Genomic DNA, 18,775 nt, shown 5'->3' on the forward strand with positions numbered 1-18,775 from the left:
TTGAAAAGGTTATATCGATCATATAAAGATTCAACAGATATCTTTTTTGATTTGCAAAAAAAATATCCAAATAATCTAAAAATAGAATCTATTGGTCAAACTTGGGAAAAAAGAGAGATATATCTAATAACCATTTCGAAAAATATACAAACAGCCCATATAAAACCAGCACTTTTCTATACAGGAACTATTCATGCTCGAGAGTGGATTGGACATGAATTAGCTATAGAGTTTGTGACATATATTTTAAAAAATTTAGAAACAGATCCCATGCTACAAATTTATCTAAATGAAAGTACCGTTTATATAGTACCTTGTGCTAATCCTGATGGTTTTGAATACTCAAGAAATCACTTTTCATTTTGGAGAAAAAATAGAAGACAAAATGCAGACGGAACTTATGGAGTTGATTTAAATAGAAATTTTTCTATAGGCTTCAATAAAACAACTACTACAACTTCAAATGTTTATGGAGGTTGTGAAGCTTTTAGTGAACCAGAAACTAAGGCCTTACGAGATTTTGTTTTAGCCCATCCAAATATTACTATTGCACTTGATTATCATAGCCAAGGAAATGTATTTTTCCCAGCACACGATTTCAGACATGAAGATACTTTTGATACAACAGATATGAATACTTTATGTGCAAATATGGCAGAAGAGATAAGAAAAATATCTGCTCGTGAATATGGAATACATCAAGGGAAACCACCTGCAAAACTAATAGGTGGAAGTGGCAGGGAGTTTTATTACTCTTTAGGAATTATTGCAACTGTTGTTGAGGTAGGAACTAGAAATATCAGTGATTATATGCAAGATTTAAGTGAAAATATCAAAGAACATATTCCTGCACTTATTTATGCTTTAAAAGAGACTGATAACTATGCAAAAGATAGATTTGTAAAGAGAGTTGAAGAGTTTAATATTACTCATATTGGATCAAATCACGTGACTCTAAAATGGGAATATGAAGTAAATGAAAATATATATTTTGAAATATTTAGAAGTATAAAAGATAAACAATTCTGCAACTCTTCAAACCTAATAACAAAAACAAAAAGTTTAGAGTTCAATGATATAAATCTGACTTCTAATAAAAACTATTATTACAACATAAGAGCCGTAAATAAAAAAACAAATCAAAAATCGCCATTTTGTCCACAAATAAAGGTGCGAACTTTAGTTGAATATGATGAATTCAGTAGAACTTACTATGCAAATGCAAAAGGAACAGGTTATGTTGCTGAAAATCTAAACAACAATCCTAAACACTTTGGAGTAAACTCTTTATTTGTTGGAGTTGATGATGACAAAGGTATTTCCTATGCAATTATTTCAATAAATGTAAAATCTCTTCCAACAAATGCCATTATAAAATCAGCCTCTTTAAACCTTTATCCAATAAACAGAGTTTCAACAACTATTGAAAAATATGGGGAATGGAATGTTGGAATTGTAAATCAAGATACAATGGGCGATATAACAAATTTTGAAGATGTAGAAAATTTACAGATTTTACAATATATTGGTCAAGCTACTCAATCTTTTCAATTAACACAAGGTATTTGGAGAAGTTGGGAGTTATCAGGTTTAGAATGTATAACTTTAAAAAACTCTATTAGAAAAGATACTATTGTTTTAAGAGTTGAAGGACCAAAAGAGTTAAAAATTGGAAGAACAAAACAGATGATGCAATGGGATATTGGATATGGAAAATTTGGTTTTGGATTAAACTATCGTCCAAGACTAGAATTAACTTTTACAGTAGAACCAACTATCACTACTTTGTATCCAAAAGAGATTTTTACTCTAAGTAAAGCAGAAATAAAAAAAGATGAAATTAGTGCTGGATTTGATGAAAAAGGGAATAAAATATATTCTATTTTCGAATTTAATCTTTCTTCTTTACCACCATACAATGATACAATGATTACAAAAGCCTATTTTGAACTAAACTCTACAAAAATCTATTTAAAAGATGATATTAGATTTCATCTTGAATTTATTGATGAACATTTAGAAAAAAATTATGAATCAGTTATAAATAGAGAAGTTATCCAAAATATTGGTTATGATGTAAGTGCAAATGAATTAAAAAATAATCAAACTCAATATTTCATATTTGATTCATTTTCTGAAATCGTTTTAAATGAAAAACTAAAAAATAAATCAGATGTCGCATTTATTTTAAAACCAACATCTGCATTAAAAAGTTTAAAAAACAAAAAAGTTTCTTGGGAAACAAAAAGTGCGAACTTAGAGCCTAAACTAATAATTGAACATATTGTAAAAAGAAGATTTCCAGTTGAAAAAGTATCAAATGTATCTTTAATTATTGAAAATAATAAAATCAAATTATCTTGGACAAATCCTAAAAATGAAGATTTTATAGGTGTAAAAGTAATAAAAAATCCATTTAGAAAACCTCTTTCATCTCATGATGGACAAAAACTTTATGCAGGAGTTGATGAATATACGTTTGATGATTTTGGAGCAATTGATATATCAAAATATTATGCAATATTTACTTATGATAATGTTCCAAATTATAGTGAACCTATAATTTTAGAATATCTTCCAAAATAGCCTTTCCTTTGCTATAATGATTTCTAAATTTAAGCTAAGGAGAGAGCTGTGATTTTGAAATTTAAAGAATTTTACCCAGAAATTCATCCAAGTGCTTGGGTTGCACCAAGTGCAGATTTAATAGGAAATATTCAAATTGGTGAAGATTCATCAGTTTGGTTTGGTTGTGTAATTCGTTCTGATGTTAATGAAGTTAGAATTGGGAAAAACACAAATATTCAGGATTTATCATGTATTCACACCGACACAAATACAAAAACAATCATTGGAGACAATGTAACAATTGGTCATAAAGTTATGCTTCATGGATGTAAAATTGAAGATAATTGTTTGATTGGTATGAGTGCAACTATTTTGGATAATGCTGTAATTGGAGAAGGAAGTATAGTAGGAGCAAATTCACTTGTAACATCGGGAAAAGTATTTCCTCCAAGAAGTATGATTATGGGAAGTCCTGCAAAAGTGGTTAAACAATTAACTCAAGAAGATGTTGATAAATTAATAGCTCACGCTGGACATTATGTAGAATATAAAAATGAATATAGATAAAAATAAATAATAGGTTTTAAACCTATTATTTAACACTTAATAAAAAATCTTTTACATATTTTACTTCACAAATAAAAACCAATAAATCATCTTTTTTTATTTCATATGATGAATCAATATTTATAAACCAATTTCCAGAACTTTTATAAGAAACTATTTTTAAATTTTTAAACTCGTTTTCTATCTGAAAAATTTTTTTATTTATAAATTTTTCATTTGCAAATAATTTTATCATTTTTATTGAATTACTTATATCTATCTCTTCAACTGTTATTGTATCAACAAGTTTTTTAACAAGCATTCTTCCAGCTATTTTTTCAGGATAAACAACTTTATAAGCTCCTATTTTTGACAAAATTTCACCATGAGTTGAATTAATTGCTTTTGCAATAATTGTTTTATTATTTAAATCCTTTAAAGCCATTACAGTTAATATACTAGCTTCAATATTCTCTCCAATACTTACAATCACTGTATCAAGATTGTAAATACCAACTTCTTCTAAAGCTTGTTTATTTATACTATCAATAATATAAGCATCATCAATAAATTCACTTATTTCTTGAACTTTTTTTTCATCATTATCAACTGCAATTACTTTTACATCCAATCTTGATAAACTTTTTGCAACATAAAATCCAAACCTTCCTAAACCAATAACTGCTATTGTTTTCATATTATAATCCTTCCTTTTGGATATTTAAAATGTTTAGTTTTTGCTTTTCCTAATAAAATAATTCCAAAGGCAAAAACACCTAATCTTCCTGCTATCATCAAAATAATAATTAAACTTTTTCCAAAAGTATCAAATTGTTGAGAGAAACTTAATATATCTCCATTTCCAGTTGAAACACCAACTGTTCCAAAAGCAGAAACTACTTCAAATAAAATTTTTACAAAAGGCAGATTTTGAGTTTCAACTAATATCAAAGTGATACAAAGAACGAGAAAAGAAGAAAAAATAATAATTGCTAATGCTTTATTTATAACTTTTTGTTCAATAGTTCTTTTAAAAATACTTGGTTCTTGATTACTATCTTTTAGAATATAAATTACTGTAATTATTAAAATAGCAACTGTAGTGATTTTCATACCTCCGGCTGTACTTCCTTGCCCTCCTCCAATCATCATAAACAAAGTGGAGAAGAATAAAGATGAATCTTTTAAAGCTCCTATATCAATACTATTAAATCCACTTGTTCTAAAATTTATAGATAAAAAGAAAGCATTTAATATTTTTTCATAAAAAGATAGATTTCCAAAAGTTTTAGAATTATTCCATTCTATTGATAGAAATAAAACCATTCCAGAAACAATCAAAATAATTGTTCCATAAAGCATAATTCTTGTATGAATACTAAATCTTTTTGAGAACTTTCTGTTTTCATAAATTTCAATTAAAACAAAATATCCTAATCCTCCTAGAATTACTAAAAAACCTATTGTCAATAAAGAAATTGTATCACTTTGATATGACATTAAACTATCAGTAAAAAGAGAAAATCCCGCGTTATTAAAAGCACTTATACTATGGAATATTCCAAACCATAATGCATCTAAAAATTCGAATTTTTTAAGAAACTGTATTGTTAAAATAATTGCACCTACTAATTCTATAAATAAAACAAAAAGTAAAATCTTTTTTAAAAAACTTCTAACATGTAAAGTTGGTAAATCTAAAGATTGTTTCATTGCTCTTTTTTTATCAATATTCAAACTTTGTCTTATAAATAAAAAAAAGATTATTACTAAACTCATATAACCTATTCCACCTATTTGAATAAGTGTCAAAATTATAAATTCTCCTAAAAAAGTGAAATTCTCAGATGTACTCGTTACGATTAAACCTGTTACACAAGTTGCACTTGCAGATGTAAATAAAGCATCTATAAAAGCTAATTCTCCTATATGACAAATAGGCAAATATAAAAGTATTGCGCCAATAAGAATAAGAATAACATAACCTAAAAAAATTGATTTCACATATTTATGTTGCATGATTTTTTCTTATTAATTACAATTAAATCTATATCCAACACTTGGTTCGGTTATTATATATTTAGGTCTTGTTGAATTTTTTTCAATCTTTTTTCTCAAAGTATTAACATAAGTTCTTAAATATTGCATTTCATTTTGATAACCTGTACCCCAAACTTCTTGAAGTATTTGTTTATGGGTTAAAGTTTTATTTGGATGCAAGATAAAATATTTTAATAATTCATATTCTATTGGAGTTAATTTCAATTTGTCAGTATTCAAAAATATATCTCGTGAAGTTATATCTAACTTTAATTCATCACAAATAAATGTATTATTTATATCAACAATATTTAAGCTTCTTCTTAAATTTGCTCTAATTCTAGCAAGTAATTCATTTACTGAAAATGGTTTAGTTATATAATCATCAGCACCTGCATCAAGTGCTAAAATAATCTCTTTTTCATCATGTCGTGCTGTTAAAACAATGATTGGAATTTTTGAAATTTCTCTTATTTGTTTAATAAAATCTTTTCCATCTCCATCAGGTAAACCCAAATCAACTATCAATAAATCTGGATTATGACTTAAGAACATTGTTAAAGCATTTTTTTTATTTTCACTTGAAATAAAATCAAAATCAAACTCTTTAAAAGTTATCTCTAAAAGTTTTTTTACTGATTTATCATCTTCAATTATTTGTATTAAATTTTTCATTCTATATTTACTCTTTTTACTATTGGAAGTTCAACTTCAATTAAAATTCCTCTATCTTTAGCTATTGCTTTTATCTCACCATTATGTAGCTTTACGATACTTTTACAAATAGCTAATCCTATTCCACTTCCTGAAATATCATTTGTATCTTCAAATCTATAAAACTTATCAAAGATATTTTTTAACTTCTTTTTATCTATAAATTCTGTTTCATTAAATATTTTTATTTTGATAAAATTATTTAAATTTTCTATTTCTAAATCTATTTTTGTGTCACTCTTTGAATATTTAAAAGCATTATCAAGCAAATTTACAATTAACTGAGTTAAAAGTGTATTATCACCCCAAAAAAGTGATAATTCATCTATTTTTATATTTAGTTTTTCATCATTTTGTTTTTGAGAAAATTCATTTAGAGTAACTCCAATAATATCTTCAAAATCGCACCATTCTAATTTTAAATCAAAATTTTCATTTGATAACCTAGTACTATCTAAAAGATTTGTAATTAATCTTTTCATTCTAAGTGAAGCATAATTTATATCTTCTAAAAGACTATCTTGTTTTTTTGTATTAAGATTTTTATTTGATAAAATTAAATTAATACTTCCATGGATTGTAGATAATGGAGTTCTTAAATCATGAGAAATTATATGTAATAAACTCTCTCTTAATTGATTTTGTTTTGTTTGTCTAATTAAATTTTTTGCTTGCATTGTTATTATTAAACCAACTATTCCAAAAATCAAAAAACTCCAAAGATATAACTCATTATTAACATTGAAACTATATAAAGGTGGAATATATAAAAAATTTAGGCATAAAACACTTAAAAATGTCATAAAAAGAGTTGCTTTAATATTTCCATGAATTGCCACAACTACAACTGGAATTATATGAATTAAAGCAATATTTATAATATCTAAATAAAATTTGAATATATGACTAATTCCAGTAATTATTACTAAAATTATTAACGCTTTTAAAATATACATATGTTCTTTATACTTAATAAATACTCTTTTCATTTTAGGCTTTTGGTAATCTTAGCAATAAAATAAAAGTTAAAACACTTAAGATTGAAAGCATTAAAATATTTGAAGTTGACATAACAACCTCCTCTTGGATTTGTTATGTCAATTATATTTCATATCTTGTAAAGAGAGAATCAAAAAGAACCATAAAAATATAAAAATTTTATAAAGAAAAATTATCTATTTTTAGAATACTCTTCTTTTAATTTGTTATATAAGTCATCAAAACCTACATCTTCCATTTTTTTTAATAAATCAACCATTACAACATTGTCTTCATTACCATTCCAAACTTTTATGTAATGCCCTTCTTTATAACCATTATCTTGTCTAAATTGATTTAAACAATTTTTACCAATATATAGCTTTTGTAACCACATAAAAGATAATCCTGAGATTTTACAACATCTAAAGAATTGATCAATAAATCTTTCTATTCCACTAAATGAAGGCATATTACCTGTATCAATTGCTAAAGCAATATAAGATAATTTTTCAGCTTCTTTTACCATAAGTTTTACATCAATTTCTGTTGCTGCTTCATAGATACAATGAGTATTAGATAAAGAAACTGCTTTTGGAACATTTGTCTCTTGTAAAATATAAGACATTAAAAAGTGCCAAATATCTACAAGCTCAACATGAATATTGTTCATATCAGGATCTGCATTGATATTTTTCCAATGTTTCCATGGAGTTGATTCAATAAGTTCAGCCACTTCCATATGAATACATCTAAGCCAATTTATCTCTTTTCCAAATTTATTTACACCTAATTCCCAATTTTTACCATTTGTAGAATCATTTAATTTTTTTTGTAATAAAAACATCTCTTCAAGTTTATGAGGGAAAGAAGAAACTTCTTCAAGTAATGAAGCAAGAGGTAAACACTCTTCAATAACATTATCTAAAGCCCAATTTGTTGGTAATAATTCTTTTTCACCTTTTAAAAGATGTAAAATTAGTGAAACTAAATATGGAACTTCATTTTTTTCTTCCCAACTCAAAACATCATTTGATGTAACACCTGCATAAACCATAAAATCTTCAATACTTAAAAACCCTAATGTTTTTATACTCTCTTTAAAATCTTTATATAACAAACTTAACTCCTATTTTAATGGTAATTCAATTATAAATTTTGTTCCAATTTCAGTATTATATACATTTATTTTACCTAAACTATATTGTTCAATAATAGTTTTACTCATATATAATCCTAAACCTGTTCCATTTTTATTACTTTTTGTTGAAAAATAAGGATTAAATATTTTATTAATAACCTTATCACTTATTCCACCAGCATTATCTTCAAACTCAATATATAACTTTTTATTTTTTTCATAACTATAGATATCTATAACTCTATTTTCAACATTCTTTTCAATCATTGCATCACATGAATTTTTTGCTAGATTTATAAAAACTTGTACCATTTCATTTAAAAAAATATCTACTTTTGAAGTAGATTCATTTTTATAATTTACTTTTATCGAATTTATTTTAAATAAATATGATAAAAAATCCATAGATTTGTTTATAACATTTTCTATATAAACTTCTTCTTTTTTCTTATTTGGTTTAAAATAATCTCTAAAATCATCTATTGTTTTTGACATATAATCAAGTTGATTCGATACTTGAGAAACAACATCATTTAACATTTCATCAGATATTTCACCCTTTAATTCTTTTAGTAAAGGAAGTTTTTGAATCAAAATAGAAACTGCTTGTAAAGGCTGTCTCCATTGGTGTGCTATCATACTAATCATCTCGCCAAGTGCAGCTGATTTTGACTGTTCTACCAGTAAATCTTGTTGATTTTTTAACTCTTTTTGAAAACTAATATCTTCATTTATAGCATCATAACTTATAATATTTCCATCATTATCAAAATTTGGATGGATTGTAGTTTTTAACCAATAAAATCCTCCATTTTTTTTCAGATTTTTTATCTCACCTTGCCACATATTTCCAGATTGGATAGTTTTTTTTATCTCATTAAAAAATTCTGCTTTCATATCTGGATGTTTGAAAAATTCTTGAGTTTTTCCAATCATTTCATAAGATTCATATCCAGAAATTTTACAAAAAGCATTTGAAACACTAATAATTACACCATTAATATCTGTTCTTGACATAATTACATATTTATCAACTATATCAACTGATTTATTTAATGCATTTTCTATTTGAGCTATTGATTTTGAATAAATATCCAATAAAACAGAAAAAATCTTTTCAAAATAAAAATCTATCTCTTCTATTAATTTTGCTGTTTCAAGCTTTGATTTAAAAGCAAATTCTATTAAAGAATTTTTGAAAGTAGAAAAGAGCAAAAAAAGTTCATTTATTTTAATATTTTGTTTTCTTAAATATTTCAAAAAATCAATAACAGCAGAATTTTTTTCAGTTTTTTCATCTTTTTTTACAACTAAAATAAAATGTTCAATAAGAGCAAAAGCATATCTTCTAATAAATAAATTTTCATCAATTGAATTATTCTTTATTAAATCTAAAACAATAGGAAATGAAATCCAAGTTCGAATAATTGTAATTTTATTTTTTTCTATTTGTTCTAAAAAATTTTCCATTATTCCAACTATGTATTAAAATTTTTTTGAGTAAAAAATTTACAAGTTTCACCACTTGAATTTTTTACTGTCACAGATGGCATTAAAAGAGATTTAAATCCGTATGCTTTACAACCATGTGGTCTATTTGCTTCCCAAGTAACAAAATAATATATACATTTTTGACAAACTATTCTTTTTTCCATACTCTAATCTTTTATATTTCAACTTTACTTTGTATAGCTTTTGATAGTGATAAAATATCTACATTTTCTAAACTAACACCTGTTGGAACACCTTGAGCAATTTTTGTAAATTTCAAATCATAAGTTTTAAGTTTATCCTCAATAAATAGGATAAAAGCATCATTTGCAATAGAAGGAGTAATTGCAAATAGTATATTCTTAACACTATTATCTATTATAAACTTTTGCAAAGAATCCAATATATCTTGATCTAACTCTTCTATTACAAAATATCTTCCATCAAATTGATTTGAATCTTCAATAACAAAAATATCTTTTGCACTTTGAACAATACAAAGTTTTTCATTATCTCTACTCTCATCAAGACAAAATTCACAAATTTCATGTTCACTCATTGATCCACATCGTGAACATTTTGTGATATTTTTTAAAGCATTTTCAATACTATGAGCAATCTTAATCCCACAATAATTATCATTCATTACTATATGATATGCTAGACGTAGAGCTGATTTTTTACCAATAGTTGGTAAAGATTCAAAAGCTTCAACAAGTTCGTAAAATTTTTCTAATCCTTTATTCATGTCGCAGATTATATCTAAGATTTTTAATAAATTTTATTAAGATATACTTTATTTGAAAATCATACTTTAATACATTCTTTGGCATCATTTCAAAAATTATTATTTTTTCAAAAAATTTAAAAGACTTTTTATGTTAGATACTAAACCACTTATTTTATTTTTCAAATACGCTATTCCTTCTATTTTAAGCCTTTTAGCTATTTCATCTGCTAGTATTGTTGATGGATATTTTATAGGTAATTATGTAGGTTCTATTGGCTTGGCTGCAATTAATATTTCTCATCCAATGCTAACTATACTTTTTGGATTTGCTTTAATGTTTTCAGTAGGTAGTTCTGTAATAGTAGGAAAATTAATGGGAGAAAATAAAAAAGATGAAATTTCAAATATTTTTACAAAATCAATTATTTCAATTTCTATAATTGGTATTTTCCTTTGTTTATTAATATATTTTAATCTTGAAACTTTTTTTAACTTATTTAAAGTTGAAAATATTTTAAAAGAAGAAACATTATTATATCTTCCTATTATTCTGTTTTTTTTACCTTTTTTGATGACAGCAATAGTTTTAGACTATTTTGTAAGAGTTGATGAGAACCCTACTTTATCATTTTTAGCTCTATTTTTAAGTGCTTTAACAAACATAATTTTAGATTATTTATTTATTGTTAAATTTGATTTTGGCTTAAGTGGTGCAGCATATGCAACAGGAATATCTTATGTCATAATTATTGTTATTTTAATTCCTCATTTTTTTTCAAAAAAAACAAGTTTAAAACTAATAAAACCAAAAGGAAGCTGGTTTAATATTATTAATACATTAAAAAATGGTTTTTCAGAATTTATAAATGAATCATCAATAGGAATTACTGTTTTAGTTTTTAACTATATAATGCTCAAAAATTTTGGTACACAAGGAGTTGCTTCTTATACAATTATTGGTTATCTTATAATGATTAGTATTTTATTGAGTTTTGCTATTTCAGACTCTATGCAACCAATCTTTAGTAAAAATTATGGTGCACGAAATTTTAATAGAATGAAAAGTTTTTTTAAAATTGCTTCTATTTCAATTTTATTAATAGAATTATTAATGACTATTTTAATTCTAACAATACCTGAAATTTTAATAAACCTATTTTTAAAAGATTCAGAACAAGAAACAAGAAAAATTACTTTAGAATTTATTACTTATGCTTGGCCTGCTTTTCTATTTTCAGGTTTAAATATTTTGATAACTTCATATTTAACTTCAATTCAAAAAGCATCACTTTCAGCTTTTATTGCTATATTAAGAAGTCTTGTTTTACCAATTTCAGCAATTTTTATTTTATCTTCTATATTTGGGAATATTGGGATATTTATGGCACTTAGTGTTTCTGAATTTATTACTTTTTTAATTGCAATAAAAATTTTTATGAAAAATAACCCAAATCTAATTCATTTAAGATTTATTAACCTTTAGATAAAATCACGGCTTACATTAAATTTATTATATTTTTTAAGGGAGATAGAAATTGACTGAGATTGATTATTATGAATTACTAGAAGTTAGTAAAAGTTCTGATAAAAGCACAATCAAAAAAGCTTATAGACAAATGGCTATGAAATATCATCCTGACAAAAATCCAGGTGATAATGAAGCTGAAGAAAAATTCAAAGCTATAAATGAAGCTTATCAAGTATTAAGCGATGAAGAAAAAAGAGCTATTTATGATAGATATGGGAAAGCTGGGCTTGAAGGTCATGGGCAAAGAAGTAGTGGTTTTTCTGGTGGATTTGAAGATTTAAGTTCTGTTTTTGAAGAGATGTTTGGATTTGGTTCTAGTTCAAGAGGCAGAAAACAAAAAAAATCATATAACTACAATTTAGACGTTACTATTGAGGTTAAACTTGAGTTTAATGAAGCAGTATTTGGTTGTAAAAAAGATATAAGTTATAAATATAAAACTGCTTGTAAATCTTGTAAAGGAACAGGTGCAAAAGATGGTAAAATGTCTACTTGTTCTATGTGTAATGGACATGGGCAAGTACATTCAAGACAAGGATTTATGACTTTTGCTCAAACTTGTCCAAAATGTGGAGGAACAGGTCAAGCTGCATCAGATTCTTGTAAATCTTGTGGTGGAACAGGATATGATGAAGTAAAAGATACATTTAAAGTTGATATTCCAGAAGGTGTAAACGATGGAATGAGAATTAGAGTTTCAAATAAAGGAAATATTGCTCCTGATGGAAGTCGTGGTGATTTATATCTTCAAGTTAAAGTAAAAGAGGATTCTCATTTTGTTAGACATGATGATGATATTTATTTTGAAGCACCAATTTTCTTTACTCAAGTTGCACTAGGTGGAAAAATAACTGTTCCAGGCTTAAGAGGAAAATTAGAACTTGAAATTCCAAAAGGTGCTAAAGATAAACAACAATTCACTTTCAAAGGTGAAGGTGTAAAATCTGTTCAAGGATATGGAAAAGGTGATTTAGTAGTACAAATAAAAATCGAATATCCAAAAGCTTTAAATAGTGAACAAAAAGAGCTTTTAGAAAAACTTCAAGATAGTTTTGGAATAGAAAGTAAACCTCATGAATCAACATTTGAATCTATGTTTGACAAAGTTAAGAAATGGTTTTCATAAAAATTTTATAAAAATACTCAAGGGAAAATAAATGAATAAATCATATTTAGAAAGTATGCCTGATGCTAATGGTTTTTTTGGTAAATTTGGAGGTTCATTTATTCCTCCTGAATTAGAAAAACCTTTTGAAGAAATTAAAAAAGCTTATGAAGAGTTAAAAAATTCTCCTAAATTTATAGAAGAATTAAAATATGTAAGAAAACATTATCAAGGAAGACCTACTCCCGTATCTTTTGCAAAAAATTTAACTAACTTTTGTGGAGGAGCAAAAATCTATCTAAAAAGAGAAGATTTAAATCACACAGGAGCTCATAAATTAAACCACTGTATGGCTGAAGTTATACTTGCTAAACATCTTGGAAAGAAAAAAGTAATAGCTGAAACAGGTGCAGGACAACACGGTGTTGCATTGGCAACTGCTGCTGCTTATTTTGGTTTAGAGTGTGAAATTCATATGGGTGAAGTTGATATTGCAAAAGAACATCCAAATGTAGTTAGAATGAAAATTCTTGGAGCAAAAGTAATTCCAGCAACTCATGGACTAAAAACGTTAAAAGAAGCTGTTGATTCTGCTTTTGAAGCATATTTAGCTGATACTAAAAATTCTATTTATTGTATTGGTTCTGTTGTAGGTCCTCATCCATTTCCTATGATGGTTAGAGATTTCCAAAGTATAATTGGACTAGAATCACGTGAACAATTTTTAGAACATGAAGGAAAACTTCCAGATGCAGTTGCTGCTTGTATTGGTGGTGGAAGTAATGCTATGGGAATTTTTTCTGGATTTATTGATGATAAAGAAGTTGAACTTTATGGTGTTGAGCCTTTAGGGAAAGGTGAAAACATTGGAGAACACTCAGCATCTTTAACTTATGGAGAAGAAGGAGTTATGCACGGATTTAACTCTATAATGTTAAAAGACAAAGATGGAAATCCTGCGCCTGTTTACTCAATTGGAAGTGGGATTGATTATCCAAGTGTTGGACCTGAACATGCTTATTTAAAAGAATCAGGAAGAAGTAAAGTTGGACTTTGTGACGATAATGAAGCTGTTGAAGCATTTTACAAGTTATCTCAACTTGAAGGAATCATTCCAGCACTTGAATCAGCTCATGCTATTGGATTTGCGATGAAACTAGCAAAAACATTGGATAAAGAAAAAACTATTTTAGTAAGTCTTAGTGGTCGAGGGGATAAAGATATTGATTTTGTTATTAATAACTACCCTATTCCAAACTCAAAATTTTAATATAATACAAGGGGAAAGATAATGAAAGTTGAATATGCAGGTGCGAAACCTATTATAGATGAAAGGGGAATTTTCTTTAAAAATGGGAAAGAAGATAAATTTGTATATTTAACTTTTGCTATTGACATTTTAAATTCTATTAATCATCCATATGAAGATAAAAAAATATATTCTAATCAAATAAACCATAAAAATTTATCTTCAAATGAAGTATTAACTATTCTTCTAAAATTTCACCCAAATTTAGAAAAGACTATGAACAAAGAAATTTCTTCATACTTAATACATTTAGACAATGAAGAAAAAGAAGTAGAAAATAGAACTTCATTATCAGAAATTGAAAAATATGTATATATTTCAAATCTAAAATTAATGAGAAACTATAAAATACAAAGAGCAAAAAATAAAATATTTTATTTTCATTGTATTCAAACTATCGTTGAAATAATTATAGAACATAAAATAAAAAAACTTGAAATGCCATTTAATGAAAAATTTTGGCATATTTTACAAACTATTGAAGGTGAACTTTCTAAACATAGAATTGGTTCTAGTTTAAATGTTACAAATGAAAATGATCATTTAAAGCTTAATCTTACAATAAATATTTATTAAAATTGTTTGATTAAGTTTTTATTGTAATTTTCTAAATCTTGATATTTGTAAATTAATTCTTGATATTTTAAATTATAATCATTGTATAAAAATGAATAATCGTTTTTTTCATTTTTATACTTATCATAACCTTTTTTTGAACTACTTGATAAAGCACTCAAAAAATCAAATGAATTAACTTTTGTTAATATCTCATCTAATTTATCTTGTGATATTACATCAGTTGAATTTGTTTGAGTATTATTTATTTTATTTGTAATTGAACTTTCTAATAAATCAAATAATGAACCACTACTATTTGAACTTAAAAATATATTTTTGTCATTATATCTATCTGTTAAGAATGTATAACCTAAATTAAAAGGTTGTCCTAAAACTGTATTAAATAAAGCTTTTGATAGGTTTTCATCACTTGAAAAAAGTGTTGCTAGTCTTAAATTTCTTGCCATATTCTTATCATCTTCATTTTCAAATAGAGTATCTATTTCTTCTAAAGTTATACCATTTATATTTTCATAAGTTAAATCATTAGTTCTAACTATTGAATTTGTATTATTTGTTGAAGATGAAGAAACAAGCTTATTTAAAAAACTATCTACTTCTTGTTTTATTACTGCATCTGATTTTTGAATTGTTGAAAGTAAAATATCATAATTTGAGCTAATCATTCGTTGCAATCCTCTCTTTTTGATAAAATTTTTAGTTCATTACAAGAAAAACCTGCTTCTTTTCTTGCAGTGAAATTTAAGTCCATTTTTCTATTTGTACTTCCTGGAAAAACTTCTTCAATGATTTTTATATATGTAGATTCTGGTTCCAAATTTAGTCTTTCACACTCATATTTAAACCAAAAATCACCTTTTTTTACATGACTTACTTCTTCTTCTAAAATAACTCTTAATGCTTCAATAAATTTTATATTAAATTCATCTCTATTTGAGTTTAATTTTTCCATAATTTTGGGATTTTGATCAAGTCCATTTGCTTCGAGATATCTAGGAACTGCTGCCATTCTTCTTAAAAAATCAGGTGTTTGCTCCATTGCTTCAAAAAGATTTTTATGAACAGGAAAATCTCCATAAACTCCGCCAAGTTCATGCATTAACTCTTCAAGCATTAAAAAATGCCTTATTTCATCATCTGCAACTTCCAACCAATCTTTATAATATTCAACTGGCATATTTTTATATCTTAAAGCTGCATCTAAAGCTAAATCAATTGCAGAATATTCTATATGTAAAATTGTATGAACTAGATATTTTTTACCTTCTATAGATTTAAAATTTTTAATAGGAGGTAAAGCAGTTGGTTTAATAATCTCTAAAAAATCAGAATATGAAGGTTTATCTAAAATAGGAACTTCATAAGAATTATCAAAAGAAAGGGTATTATTTAAAAAATTTTCATAGAAACTTTTAAATTTCTCAATTTTAATTTTTGGCTCACATGTCAATAAAACTTTTTCAAGTGTATAAAAATAATCCATAAATAACCTCTTTTTTGATATAATCAAGCAATTTTAGCAAAGTAAGGTTTAAAATGGATATAAAAGTTCAACCAATGGGTGATTATCAAACAAATTGTTATATTGTAACAATAGATGGGAAAGATATTATTATAGATCCAGGGGTTAATGCGCTTTCATGGATAAAATCAAATGTAAAAAATCCAATTGCTGTTTTAAATACACATGGACATTTTGATCATATTTGGTCAAATCAAGCAGTAAAAGAAAACTATAATATAAAATTATATACTCCAAAAGATGATGAATTTATGCTAACTTTAGATCCATATGGAATGGGTATGCCACCATCTTATGCAGATATTTTAGTAAATCCTGATGAAGAAATAGAAATTCAAGGTATTAAAATAAAATTTCACCATTTTCCAGGTCATACACCAGGTTGTAGTGCTTTACAAATAGGTAAACATTTATTTACAGGTGATTTTATTTTTAAAGGAACTATTGGAAGATTTGATTTTCCTAACTCAAATGCTATGTTAATGAAACGAAGTTTAAATAAAATTTTACAATGGAATGAAGATTTTCATATTTATCCAGGTCATGGAGATAAAACAACATTAAAAAATGAAATTCAAACTCTAAAACAATGGGAAAGACATATATAAAAAGGCTTAGCTTATGAACCTATCTTGTGAGACGATAATAAATGAGAATGAAAAATTAAAACTTTCTGATTTAGAAAAAAGTTGTTTAAATATTTTTGATTATTTAAGATTACACCATAATATAAATTTTCTAACTATAAATATTAAAAAAAATGATTCAATTGATAATTTATTCAATTGTTCGAACTCTAATATAAACTATTTTGTAAACACATTAGAATTCAAACAAAATTGTGATACAGAAATTATTTTTAACTTTTTATCTGAAAATGAAGAAGAATATACTTCAATAAAAGAAAATCTTGGTTTCATAAAATTGTCTTTACAAATATTTTCTCAATCTTTATATAACAAATATATGGAAAAAACTTTAAATGAAATGTCTTTAGTTGACCATGTAACTGGCTCTTATAATCGTTGTTATTTAAATAATTATGTTGGAAATTTATTAAGTTTATCAAATAGAGAGCAGAAAAAAATTGCTTTTATTAAAATTGGTATTGATCAATTCAAAGCAGTAATTGATGAATTTGATTATGAAATTGGAGATAAAGTTCTAAAAGTTTTAGCACAAACTTTAAAAAATAGTGTTAGAGAATCTGATTTAGTTATTAAAATTTCTAATGATGAATTTCTAGTTATTTTATTAAATATAATTAATGAAAACAATGCTATACTCATTGCTGAAAAACTTATTAATAACTTTAGCAAAGAAAAAGTTGTGATAAATGAAGAGACTAAACAGACTTTAATGAAAACTATTTGTGGTGGAATTTCTATCTATCCTGATGATGCAACAACAATAGATGAAATAATAAAAAAATCTGATATTGCTCTATATGAAGCTAGAAATAGAGGGCGAGGACAAGTTTTTCTCTTTAATGAAGAAGATACAAATAAAATAGATTTTTTTTAGGTAGAAATATGAAAAATAAGATTCTTGAATTAATAAAATTATCTGCTACAAATGAAGATGCGTATAAATCTTTAGTTAGTATTTTTAGCCTACATGAACAACTTCAATATGCTACAAATATAAAACAGCTAGCAGAGGATATATTTTCTTGGTTAAACAAAGAATTTAATATAGATAATATGGTATTCTCACTTTTTGACATAAATAAAAATACAAAAGAAGAGATTTTAGTAAAAGGTGAAGAATTTTATCTAGATGATGATTTATCTCATTTTTTTATAATAAATACACATACAAGTTTAAATGCAACTGTCTCTTTTTGTGCAACTTCAAAAGTACATTTTAAAATTTTAGAAGAAAAATATTCAGTTATTGAAGCTGCTTTCTTTCAAATTTCACCTATGGTTCAAAGTGCAATTTTAAAGAAGAACTTTATAGATTCTTCATCTTTAGATTCAGTTACAAATGTTTACAATAGAAATTATTTAATCGAAAATTTAACAACGCATCTTAGACTTTCAAATAATAAACAAGATGAAATTTACTTTTTGATGATAGGAATTGACCATTTTAAAGCAGTAATTGATGAATTTGATTATGATGTTGCAGATAGAGTTTTAATCGAACTTGCAAAAGTAATTCACTCAAATATAAATGAATTTGATATGGTTGGAAGATTAAATGGAGATGAGTTTTTAGTTTCTATTTTAAATAATGCAAATGAATATCAAGCTTGTGAATTAGCAAAAAAAATAATATCAGATTTTGCACAAATTGATATTCTTGTTAATGAACAAACAAAACAAACATTAAAAAAGACTATATGTATCGGATTTGAAATCTACAAAATAAACTCTGATATTACAATAACAGATTGTATAAAAAATGCAGATATTGCTTTATACGAAGCAAAGAATAAAGGGAGAAGTCAACTATTTAAATTTAGTGATTTAAGTGCAGAAGATACTATTGATTTATTTTAATCTTTAGTATCTTTCAT

19 protein-coding genes are annotated in these 18,775 nt (G+C 25.5%); 9 read left to right on the forward strand and 10 right to left on the reverse strand.

Annotation, left to right across the window (positions count from 1 at the left end; genetic code table 11):
* Both ADFLV_RS08355 and ADFLV_RS08360 read left to right on the forward strand, forming a co-directional pair.
* Entirely contained in the window at nucleotides 1–2,586 is a 2,586-nt protein-coding gene (locus ADFLV_RS08355; protein ID WP_129010660.1) for a M14 family zinc carboxypeptidase, read from the forward strand.
* Nucleotides 2,587–2,634: 48 nt separating this feature from the next.
* Entirely contained in the window at nucleotides 2,635–3,135 is a 501-nt protein-coding gene (locus tag ADFLV_RS08360) for a gamma carbonic anhydrase family protein (protein ID WP_129010658.1), read from the forward strand.
* A 25-nt stretch (nucleotides 3,136–3,160) separates the two neighbouring features.
* On the opposite strand, the gene ADFLV_RS08365 is transcribed toward ADFLV_RS08360, so the two are convergent.
* From ADFLV_RS08365 to recR, 8 genes are all read right to left on the reverse strand, one after another.
* On the reverse strand, nucleotides 3,161–3,811 hold the full coding sequence (locus tag ADFLV_RS08365; protein ID WP_129010655.1) for a potassium channel family protein: 651 nt from the start codon (nucleotides 3,809–3,811) through the stop codon (nucleotides 3,161–3,163).
* Nucleotides 3,808–5,133 (reverse strand): TrkH family potassium uptake protein, encoded by a 1,326-nt coding sequence (locus tag ADFLV_RS08370; protein WP_172658774.1) that lies wholly within the window; start codon nucleotides 5,131–5,133, stop codon nucleotides 3,808–3,810. The genes ADFLV_RS08365 and ADFLV_RS08370 overlap by 4 nt, the downstream gene beginning before the upstream one ends.
* 12 nt (nucleotides 5,134–5,145) lie before the next feature.
* Nucleotides 5,146–5,829, reverse strand: a complete 684-nt coding sequence (locus tag ADFLV_RS08375; protein ID WP_129010651.1) for a response regulator — start codon at nucleotides 5,827–5,829, stop codon at nucleotides 5,146–5,148.
* Nucleotides 5,826–6,857 (reverse strand): sensor histidine kinase, encoded by a 1,032-nt coding sequence (locus ADFLV_RS08380; RefSeq protein WP_041654794.1) that lies wholly within the window; start codon nucleotides 6,855–6,857, stop codon nucleotides 5,826–5,828. The genes ADFLV_RS08375 and ADFLV_RS08380 overlap by 4 nt, the downstream gene beginning before the upstream one ends.
* A 182-nt stretch (nucleotides 6,858–7,039) precedes the next feature.
* Nucleotides 7,040–7,966 (reverse strand): dUTP diphosphatase, encoded by a 927-nt coding sequence (locus ADFLV_RS08385; RefSeq protein ID WP_014474325.1) that lies wholly within the window; start codon nucleotides 7,964–7,966, stop codon nucleotides 7,040–7,042.
* A gap of 9 nt (nucleotides 7,967–7,975) precedes the next feature.
* Nucleotides 7,976–9,457 (reverse strand): sensor histidine kinase, encoded by a 1,482-nt coding sequence (locus tag ADFLV_RS08390; protein ID WP_129010649.1) that lies wholly within the window; start codon nucleotides 9,455–9,457, stop codon nucleotides 7,976–7,978.
* A gap of 8 nt (nucleotides 9,458–9,465) precedes the next feature.
* Complete coding sequence (locus ADFLV_RS08395; protein ID WP_014474327.1) at nucleotides 9,466–9,642, reverse strand: hypothetical protein; 177 nt, start codon at nucleotides 9,640–9,642, stop codon at nucleotides 9,466–9,468.
* 11 nt (nucleotides 9,643–9,653) lie between these two features.
* Nucleotides 9,654–10,226 carry a recombination mediator RecR gene (recR, locus tag ADFLV_RS08400; protein WP_129010647.1) on the reverse strand — a complete coding sequence of 191 codons (573 nt, stop codon included), beginning with the start codon at nucleotides 10,224–10,226 and terminating at the stop codon, nucleotides 9,654–9,656.
* A gap of 130 nt (nucleotides 10,227–10,356) precedes the next feature.
* Between recR and ADFLV_RS08405 the strand changes: the two genes are divergently transcribed.
* From ADFLV_RS08405 to ADFLV_RS08420, 4 genes are read left to right on the forward strand one after another with little or no spacing between them, the layout of a single operon-like run.
* Nucleotides 10,357–11,691: an MATE family efflux transporter gene (locus ADFLV_RS08405; protein WP_014474329.1), complete on the forward strand. Its 1,335-nt coding sequence runs from the start codon at nucleotides 10,357–10,359 to the stop codon at nucleotides 11,689–11,691.
* A 52-nt stretch (nucleotides 11,692–11,743) separates the two neighbouring features.
* Entirely contained in the window at nucleotides 11,744–12,862 is a 1,119-nt protein-coding gene (gene dnaJ, locus ADFLV_RS08410; protein WP_129010645.1) for a molecular chaperone DnaJ, read from the forward strand.
* A gap of 31 nt (nucleotides 12,863–12,893) precedes the next feature.
* Nucleotides 12,894–14,111, forward strand: a complete 1,218-nt coding sequence (trpB, locus tag ADFLV_RS08415) for a tryptophan synthase subunit beta (protein WP_129010643.1) — start codon at nucleotides 12,894–12,896, stop codon at nucleotides 14,109–14,111.
* Nucleotides 14,112–14,132: 21 nt separating this feature from the next.
* Nucleotides 14,133–14,726 (forward strand): hypothetical protein, encoded by a 594-nt coding sequence (locus tag ADFLV_RS08420; protein ID WP_014474332.1) that lies wholly within the window; start codon nucleotides 14,133–14,135, stop codon nucleotides 14,724–14,726.
* On the opposite strand, the gene ADFLV_RS08425 is transcribed toward ADFLV_RS08420, so the two are convergent.
* A complete protein-coding gene (locus ADFLV_RS08425; RefSeq protein WP_129010642.1) occupies nucleotides 14,723–15,394 on the reverse strand; it encodes a hypothetical protein in 672 nt (223 codons plus the stop codon). The genes ADFLV_RS08420 and ADFLV_RS08425 overlap by 4 nt on opposite strands.
* Nucleotides 15,391–16,212 (reverse strand): ferritin-like domain-containing protein, encoded by an 822-nt coding sequence (locus ADFLV_RS08430; RefSeq protein WP_129010641.1) that lies wholly within the window; start codon nucleotides 16,210–16,212, stop codon nucleotides 15,391–15,393. The genes ADFLV_RS08425 and ADFLV_RS08430 overlap by 4 nt, the downstream gene beginning before the upstream one ends.
* Before the next feature lie 53 nt (nucleotides 16,213–16,265).
* Between ADFLV_RS08430 and ADFLV_RS08435 the strand changes: the two genes are divergently transcribed.
* Genes ADFLV_RS08435 through ADFLV_RS08445 form a run of 3 tightly spaced genes read left to right on the forward strand, consistent with a single transcriptional unit; the run spans nucleotide 16,266 to nucleotide 18,758 of the window.
* Entirely contained in the window at nucleotides 16,266–16,859 is a 594-nt protein-coding gene (locus ADFLV_RS08435; protein WP_014474335.1) for an MBL fold metallo-hydrolase, read from the forward strand.
* Between the two features lie 13 nt (nucleotides 16,860–16,872).
* The gene (locus ADFLV_RS08440; RefSeq protein WP_014474336.1) at nucleotides 16,873–17,775 is read left to right on the forward strand and encodes a GGDEF domain-containing protein; all 903 of its coding nucleotides are present in this window, start codon (nucleotides 16,873–16,875) and stop codon (nucleotides 17,773–17,775) included.
* An 8-nt stretch (nucleotides 17,776–17,783) separates the two neighbouring features.
* Nucleotides 17,784–18,758 (forward strand): GGDEF domain-containing protein, encoded by a 975-nt coding sequence (locus ADFLV_RS08445; protein ID WP_014474337.1) that lies wholly within the window; start codon nucleotides 17,784–17,786, stop codon nucleotides 18,756–18,758.
* Nucleotides 18,759–18,775: the final 17 nt, after the last annotated feature.

The organism is Arcobacter defluvii (genome assembly GCF_013201725.1).
In the GTDB taxonomy this organism is placed as follows: domain Bacteria; phylum Campylobacterota; class Campylobacteria; order Campylobacterales; family Arcobacteraceae; genus Aliarcobacter; species Aliarcobacter defluvii.

What these genes read in the sequence shown, in the direction of transcription:
- ADFLV_RS08365 (WP_129010655.1), bottom strand. Translation starts at nt 3,811, where the DNA reads ATGAAAACAATAGCAGTTATTGGTTTAGGAAGGTTTGGATTTTATGTT.
- ADFLV_RS08370 (WP_172658774.1), bottom strand. Translation starts at nt 5,133, where the DNA reads ATGCAACATAAATATGTGAAATCAATTTTTTTAGGTTATGTTATTCTT.
- ADFLV_RS08375 (WP_129010651.1), bottom strand. Translation starts at nt 5,829, where the DNA reads ATGAAAAATTTAATACAAATAATTGAAGATGATAAATCAGTAAAAAAA.
- ADFLV_RS08380 (WP_041654794.1), bottom strand. Translation starts at nt 6,857, where the DNA reads ATGAAAAGAGTATTTATTAAGTATAAAGAACATATGTATATTTTAAAA.
- ADFLV_RS08390 (WP_129010649.1), bottom strand. Translation starts at nt 9,457, where the DNA reads ATGGAAAATTTTTTAGAACAAATAGAAAAAAATAAAATTACAATTATT.
- ADFLV_RS08395 (WP_014474327.1), bottom strand. Translation starts at nt 9,642, where the DNA reads ATGGAAAAAAGAATAGTTTGTCAAAAATGTATATATTATTTTGTTACT.
- recR (WP_129010647.1), bottom strand. Translation starts at nt 10,226, where the DNA reads ATGAATAAAGGATTAGAAAAATTTTACGAACTTGTTGAAGCTTTTGAA.
- ADFLV_RS08405 (WP_014474329.1), top strand. Translation starts at nt 10,357, where the DNA reads ATGTTAGATACTAAACCACTTATTTTATTTTTCAAATACGCTATTCCT.
- trpB (WP_129010643.1), top strand. Translation starts at nt 12,894, where the DNA reads ATGAATAAATCATATTTAGAAAGTATGCCTGATGCTAATGGTTTTTTT.
- ADFLV_RS08420 (WP_014474332.1), top strand. Translation starts at nt 14,133, where the DNA reads ATGAAAGTTGAATATGCAGGTGCGAAACCTATTATAGATGAAAGGGGA.
- ADFLV_RS08425 (WP_129010642.1), bottom strand. Translation starts at nt 15,394, where the DNA reads ATGATTAGCTCAAATTATGATATTTTACTTTCAACAATTCAAAAATCA.
- ADFLV_RS08430 (WP_129010641.1), bottom strand. Translation starts at nt 16,212, where the DNA reads ATGGATTATTTTTATACACTTGAAAAAGTTTTATTGACATGTGAGCCA.
- ADFLV_RS08435 (WP_014474335.1), top strand. Translation starts at nt 16,266, where the DNA reads ATGGATATAAAAGTTCAACCAATGGGTGATTATCAAACAAATTGTTAT.
- ADFLV_RS08440 (WP_014474336.1), top strand. Translation starts at nt 16,873, where the DNA reads ATGAACCTATCTTGTGAGACGATAATAAATGAGAATGAAAAATTAAAA.
- ADFLV_RS08445 (WP_014474337.1), top strand. Translation starts at nt 17,784, where the DNA reads ATGAAAAATAAGATTCTTGAATTAATAAAATTATCTGCTACAAATGAA.